The sequence below is a fragment of the Flavobacterium sp. AJR genome (genome assembly GCF_002156885.1).
GTDB lineage: Bacteria > Bacteroidota > Bacteroidia > Flavobacteriales > Flavobacteriaceae > Flavobacterium.
This window is the reverse complement of the sequence record NZ_NCWQ01000030.1, coordinates 75239-81394: the sequence shown is the minus strand read 5'-3', so window position 1 is coordinate 81394 and position 6156 is coordinate 75239. Positions and strand designations below refer to the sequence as shown.

Annotated in this window: 9 protein-coding genes; 1 reads left to right on the top strand and 8 read right to left on the bottom strand. The window is 32.4% G+C overall.

What is annotated here, in order from left to right; translation table 11 throughout:
- Positions 1-200 precede the first annotated feature (200 nt).
- A complete protein-coding gene (locus B8T70_RS09660) occupies positions 201-1271 on the top strand; it encodes a hypothetical protein (RefSeq protein WP_086894708.1) in 1071 nt (356 codons plus the stop codon).
- A gap of 230 nt (positions 1272-1501) precedes the next feature.
- Here the strand turns inward: B8T70_RS09660 and carA are convergent, their stop codons facing one another.
- From carA to infA, 8 genes are all read right to left on the bottom strand, one after another.
- Positions 1502-2605, bottom strand: a complete 1104-nt coding sequence (gene carA, locus B8T70_RS09655; protein ID WP_086894707.1) for a glutamine-hydrolyzing carbamoyl-phosphate synthase small subunit — start codon at positions 2603-2605, stop codon at positions 1502-1504.
- Positions 2606-2801: 196 nt separating this feature from the next.
- Positions 2802-3290, bottom strand: a complete 489-nt coding sequence (rplQ, locus tag B8T70_RS09650; protein WP_035619618.1) for a 50S ribosomal protein L17 — start codon at positions 3288-3290, stop codon at positions 2802-2804.
- A 36-nt stretch (positions 3291-3326) separates the two neighbouring features.
- On the bottom strand, positions 3327-4319 hold the full coding sequence (locus tag B8T70_RS09645) for a DNA-directed RNA polymerase subunit alpha (protein WP_026109818.1): 993 nt from the start codon (positions 4317-4319) through the stop codon (positions 3327-3329).
- Positions 4320-4340: 21 nt separating this feature from the next.
- Positions 4341-4946, bottom strand: coding sequence for a 30S ribosomal protein S4 (rpsD, locus tag B8T70_RS09640; protein ID WP_035619621.1), 606 nt, complete (start codon positions 4944-4946; stop codon positions 4341-4343).
- A 92-nt stretch (positions 4947-5038) separates the two neighbouring features.
- The gene (rpsK, locus tag B8T70_RS09635; protein WP_007803677.1) at positions 5039-5422 is read right to left on the bottom strand and encodes a 30S ribosomal protein S11; all 384 of its coding nucleotides are present in this window, start codon (positions 5420-5422) and stop codon (positions 5039-5041) included.
- Between the two features lie 8 nt (positions 5423-5430).
- Positions 5431-5805 carry a 30S ribosomal protein S13 gene (gene rpsM / locus B8T70_RS09630; protein ID WP_039111734.1) on the bottom strand — a complete coding sequence of 125 codons (375 nt, stop codon included), beginning with the start codon at positions 5803-5805 and terminating at the stop codon, positions 5431-5433.
- 2 nt (positions 5806-5807) lie between these two features.
- Complete coding sequence (ykgO, locus tag B8T70_RS09625; RefSeq protein ID WP_072945378.1) at positions 5808-5924, bottom strand: type B 50S ribosomal protein L36; 117 nt, start codon at positions 5922-5924, stop codon at positions 5808-5810.
- Positions 5925-5936: 12 nt separating this feature from the next.
- Positions 5937-6152 carry a translation initiation factor IF-1 gene (gene infA / locus B8T70_RS09620; protein WP_007136545.1) on the bottom strand — a complete coding sequence of 72 codons (216 nt, stop codon included), beginning with the start codon at positions 6150-6152 and terminating at the stop codon, positions 5937-5939.
- Positions 6153-6156: the final 4 nt, after the last annotated feature.

Below are 6156 nucleotides of genomic sequence, written 5' to 3'. Positions count from 1 at the left end.
ATTTAAAATTCAGATGATTGTAAATAAGTTATGCATAAAACTTAAAAAAAGTAAGAAAGAAAATTTCCAAAATCAATAGCGGTAAAACTAAGAATCTCAATAATGGCTCTTAGAGCGTATTATAATTTTAAGTGTATAACATTTAGTGAAATACAAATTGCTTACATGACAAAAACTGGATAACTTACAAGAAAAAACTAATGGAATCTATTGAGCTAAAAGAAAAAGAATTTAATGTTTTTGCCTGTTCTAATTGTGGAGGTGAACTTAAATACAAACCTGGCACTACAACTTTAGTCTGCGACCACTGCAATACTAAAAATGAAATTCCTCAAGAAAAAACAATAATTGAAGAACTCGATTTTAATGATTATCTAGAAAAATCTGAATCAGAAAGTCTTGGATTAGAGAAAATGATTCAATGTAAAAGTTGCGGAGCTACATCTTCTATCAATGAAAGCATAAAATCTTTTCATTGTCCTTATTGCAGTACTCCTCTAGTTGAGGAAGATATTCGAGAAGAACGAGTTATAAAACCTAGTTATTTACTGCCTTTTAATTTAGATACCCCAAAAGTTTATAACTTACTTTCGAGTTGGGTAGATGGTCTTTGGTGGGCTCCAAATAATTTAAAAAAGGCGGCTCTCTCTCCAATAGGATTACGAGGTATTTATGTTCCTTATTGGACTTTCGATGTCAATACTCACACTATGTATACGGGAGAAAGAGGAGAAAATTATAAAGTTACAACTGGTAGTGGTGATAATGAAACAACTAAAATTAAAACCCGTTGGTATGACACAGCAGGCAATGTTTCAATATTTTTTGATGATATCATGATTCCGGCATCAGGAAGTATTGATCCAAATTCATTGGCACAATTGGGGCCTTGGGATGTAAATGCTTTGGTGAAAGTTAATGACCAGTATTTGAGTGGTTTTGTAACTGAAAAATATAAGATTAAATTAAAAGAAAGTTTCCAATCTATAAAAGGTCTCATTGATAACAACATTACAAAAAAGATATATAATGACATTGGTGGGGATGATCAGCGTATAAATTCTGTTAACACACAATATAGCAATATACACTTTAAACATATTTTGCTGCCAGTTTATGTTAGTTCTTATCATTATGATGGCAAAATTTACCATTTTTATGTAAATGGAAGGAATGGCAAAATGATAGGCAAAAGACCATATAGCACAACAAAAATTGCACTAGCTATTCTTATTGTATTCTTAATTTTAATTATTGTTATACTACTCTAGAAATTTAGGAGATGCATCAAAATAGTTTATTTAAAACTATACAAAAGATTAATCATTACGAAATTTAAAATTTGTTTAAGATTTGTCAAAAAGCATGAAATAACGATTTAAACATTTGCCTATTTTTTATTATTAAATTATAAATATTTTTCGAAATTATAAAAATATTTGACACTAATTAAGTTCCTTAGTAATAAAATACTTTTAGTTATTAACTCAATCGTTTTAGTTTAATTCCCTTTTATATTCTCAATAAATTGATCGAATAAATAAGAAGAATCATGAGGACCAGGACTAGCTTCTGGATGATATTGTACAGAGAAACAGTTTTTGTTTTTCATACGCATACCTGCAACAGTGTCGTCATTAAGATGCAAATGAGTAATCTCTAAATCTGGATGATTATCAAGTTGTTCTTTATTAACAGCAAAACCATGATTTTGAGACGTAATCTCACCTTTCCCTGTAATGATATTTTTAACCGGGTGGTTTATCCCACGATGTCCATTAAACATCTTATAAGTAGAAACTCCGTTTGCTAAAGCAATAACTTGATGCCCTAAACAAATACCAAATAATGGTTTATCATTTGCTAATATATCTTTTGCAACTTCTATTGCACCAAATAAAGGATCTGGATCACCAGGACCATTTGACAAGAAGTATCCATCTGGGTTAAATGCTGCTAAATCTTTAAAAGTAGAGTCGTATGGAAAAACCTTAATATAACAATCTCTTTTAGCAAGATTACGCAAGATATTCTTTTTAATTCCTAAATCTAAAGCAGAAATTTTATAAGTAGCATTTTCATCTCCATAAAAATAAGGCTCTTTTGTCGAAACTTTAGAGGCTAATTCCAAACCTTCCATATTAGGAACATTTGCCAAAGCAATTTTCAGATCTTCTATAGAAGTTCCGTCTGTACATATAACAGCATTCATTGCTCCGTTATCTCTTATATAACTCACCAATGCTCTTGTATCAACATCAGAGATACAAATAAGGTTTTCTTTTATAAAATAAGACTCCAAACTCTCTGAAGCATCATCGCGAGAATAATTGAAGCTAAAATTTTTACAAACCAATCCCGAAATTTTAATGCTGTCTGATTCTATTTCAGAATCATTTACACCATAATTTCCAATATGTGCATTGGTTGCAACCATAATCTGACCAAAATAAGAAGGATCGGTAAAAATCTCCTGATATCCTGTCATTCCTGTATTAAAGCAAACTTCACCAAAAGTAGTACCACTAATCCCGATTGATTTTCCGTGAAAAATTGTTCCGTCACTTAGTAAAAGAATGGCGCTTTGTCGTGTTGTGTATTTCATTTGTAATTAGATATTTTGCAAATTTAATTTTTTAAAAGAGTGAGTGCAAGGTTTTTTAAAAAATTCATCTCTAAAAATAAAACCTCAAGAAGCTAAAGTGTTAGATTCTTGCATTTTTAGATTAGAAAAAACAAAAAAAAAGGATAAACTAGTAACTAGTTTATCCTTAATTCTTATTGAATGATTATTTTCATAATTATTCAGAAGCTTCAGTTGTCGTTTCTGTATCAGCAGCAGGAGCTTCAGAAGTCTCTTCAGCTTTCTTTGCTTTTCCACCACGACGGCTTTTAGCTTTTTTAACTTCTTTTTTACCTCCATTGTAAAGTTCATTGAAATCTACAAGTTCGATCATCGCCATATCAGCGTTATCTCCCAAACGATTTCCAACTTTAATGATACGAGTGTATCCACCTGGACGGTCTCCTACTTTAGCAGCTACATCTCTGAACAAGTCAGTTACAGCATATTTGCTACGTAAGTATGCAAAAACAATACGACGGTTGTGAGTCGTATCTTCTTTTGATTTTGTGATTAAAGGCTCAACGAATTGTTTAAGCGCTTTAGCTTTAGCAACAGTAGTGTTAATACGTTTGTGCTCAATAAGAGAACAAGCCATATTAGCTAACATAGCTTTTCTATGTCCAGTCTGTCTGCTTAAGTGATTGAATTTTTTTCCGTGTCTCATTGCTATGTTAAATTTAACTCGCCAAGGCGAATTAGATTATTCTTTATCTAGTTTGTATTTAGCTAAATCCATTCCGAAAGTTAAATTCTTAACTGCAACAAGTTCATCAAGTTCAGTTAAAGATTTTTTACCAAAATTACGGAATTTCATTAGGTCATTTTTATTGAACGATACTAAATCACCAAGTGTATCAACTTCAGCCGCTTTCAAGCAATTTAATGCTCTCACAGATAAATCCATATCAACAAGCTTAGTTTTAAGCAATTGTCTCATATGTAATGACTCTTCATCATACGATTCTGTTTGTGCAATTTCGTCAGCCTCGAGTGTAATCCTTTCGTCAGAGAATAACATGAAGTGGTGAATTAAAACTTTAGCAGCTTCAGTAAGAGCATCTTTAGGATTAATAGATCCATCAGTTTTAATTTCAAAAACTAATTTCTCATAATCGGTCTTTTGCTCAACACGGAAGTTTTCAATTGCATATTTTACATTTTTTACCGGAGTAAAAATCGAGTCTGTAAAAATAGTTCCAATTGCAGCGTTCTGTTTTTTGTTCTCCTCAGCAGGAACATATCCTCTACCTTTTTCGATAGTTAAATCGAAATTCAGTTTAATTTTACTATCTAAATTACAGATAACAAGGTCTGGATTCAGTACTTGAAAACCTGAAATAAATTTTTGAAAATCACCTGCTGTTAATTGATCTTTACCAGAAACAGAAATAGTAACTGCTTCATTATCGATATCTTCAATTTGACGTTTGAAACGAACTTGTTTAAGATTAAGGATAATTTCGGTAACATCTTCAACAACACCTGAGATAGTAGAAAACTCATGATCTACACCTTCAATGCGAACAGATGTAATTGCATAACCTTCTAATGCTGAAAGCAAAACTCTTCTAAGTGCATTACCAACAGTCAATCCATAACCAGGTTCTAAAGGTCTAAATTCGAATTTACCTTCAAAATCGGTTGAATCGATCATGATAACTTTATCGGGCTTTTGAAAATTAAATATTGCCATAAATTTCGACTAAGTCAATTATTATTTGTTGTACAACTCTACGATTAATTGTTCTTTAATGTTTTCTGGAATTTGAAGTCTCGCAGGTACAGAAACAAAAGTTCCTTCTTTAAGATCATTGTTCCAAGTAATCCATTCATAAACATGACTTGAATTTGATAAAGAACGTTCGATAGCTTCTAAAGATTTAGATTTTTCACGAACAGCAACTTTATCACCAGGCTTAAGGTGGTAAGAAGGAATATTAACAACTTCACCATTTACAGTAACGTGTCTGTGAGATACAATCTGACGTGCACCTCTTCTAGAAGGAGCGATACCCATTCTAAAAACAACATTATCTAATCTTGCTTCACATAATTGTAATAAAACTTCACCAGTAACCCCTTTAGTAGCTGATGCTTTTTCGAATAAATTTCTGAATTGTTTTTCTAAAATTCCGTAAGAATATTTAGCTTTTTGCTTTTCCATTAACTGAACAGCATACTCAGATTTTTTTCCTCTTTTTTTAGCCATCCCGTGTTGTCCAGGTGGGTAATTTCTTTTTTCGAAAGACTTATCATCTCCGAAGATTGCTTCGCCAAATTTACGAGCGATTCTTGTACTAGGACCAGTATATCTTGCCATTTTAAATTGTTTAAGATTGAGATTATGAATTCAGGTCTTATCCTTCGATAATCTATATTCAATCTAGGTTATACTATATTTGTTTTTGAGTATTAAACTCTACGTCTTTTAGGAGGACGACATCCGTTGTGAGGCATTGGAGTAACATCGATAATCTCAGTAACTTCAATTCCACCGTTATGAATAGAACGGATAGCAGACTCACGTCCGTTTCCTGGTCCTTTTACATAAACCTTAACTTTTTTAAGTCCTGCCTCAAGAGCTACTTTACTACAATCTTCTGCTGCCATTTGAGCTGCGTACGGAGTGTTCTTTTTAGAACCTCTGAAACCCATCTTACCAGCTGAAGACCAAGAAATAACTTCACCTTTCTTATTAGTCAAAGAAATGATAATGTTGTTGAAAGTGGCAGAAATATGAGCTTCACCCGTTGATTCAACGATAACTTTACGTTTTTTTGCAGTTGCTTTAGCCATATTACTTATTATTTAGTTGCTTTTTTCTTGTTAGCAACAGTTTTTCTTTTACCTTTTCTTGTTCTAGAGTTGTTTTTAGTTCTTTGCCCTCTTAATGGAAGACCAGTTCTATGACGGATACCTCTGTAACAACCAATATCCATTAAACGTTTGATGTTCAAAGAAACTTCAGAACGTAATTCTCCTTCAATTTTGAAAGCTGATACTGCCTCACGAATTGCTCCGATCTCATCATCATTCCAATCTTGAACTTTTTTATCTTGGCTTACTTGAGCTTTCTCTAAAATCTCAATAGCTCTACTTCTTCCTAATCCAAAGATATAGGTAAGTGCTATAACACCTCTCTTATTTTTTGGGATATCTACCCCTGCTATTCTTGCCATAATTATCCTTGTCTTTGTTTAAATCTAGGATTCTTTTTGTTTATTACGTACAATCTCCCTTTTCTACGCACAATGATGCACTCGGGACTTCTCTTTTTTACTGATGCTCTAACTTTCATAGTGAATATCCTTTAATATCTATAAGTAATTCTTGCTTTTGACAAGTCGTAAGGGCTCATTTCTAGTTTCACTTTATCACCAGGTAATAATTTGATGTAATGCATACGCATTTTACCAGAAATATGAGCAATTACAATATGTCCATTTTCTAATTCTACACGGAACATCGCATTTGATAATGCTTCAATGATTGATCCGTCTTGTTCTATTGCTGATTGTTTTGCCATATAA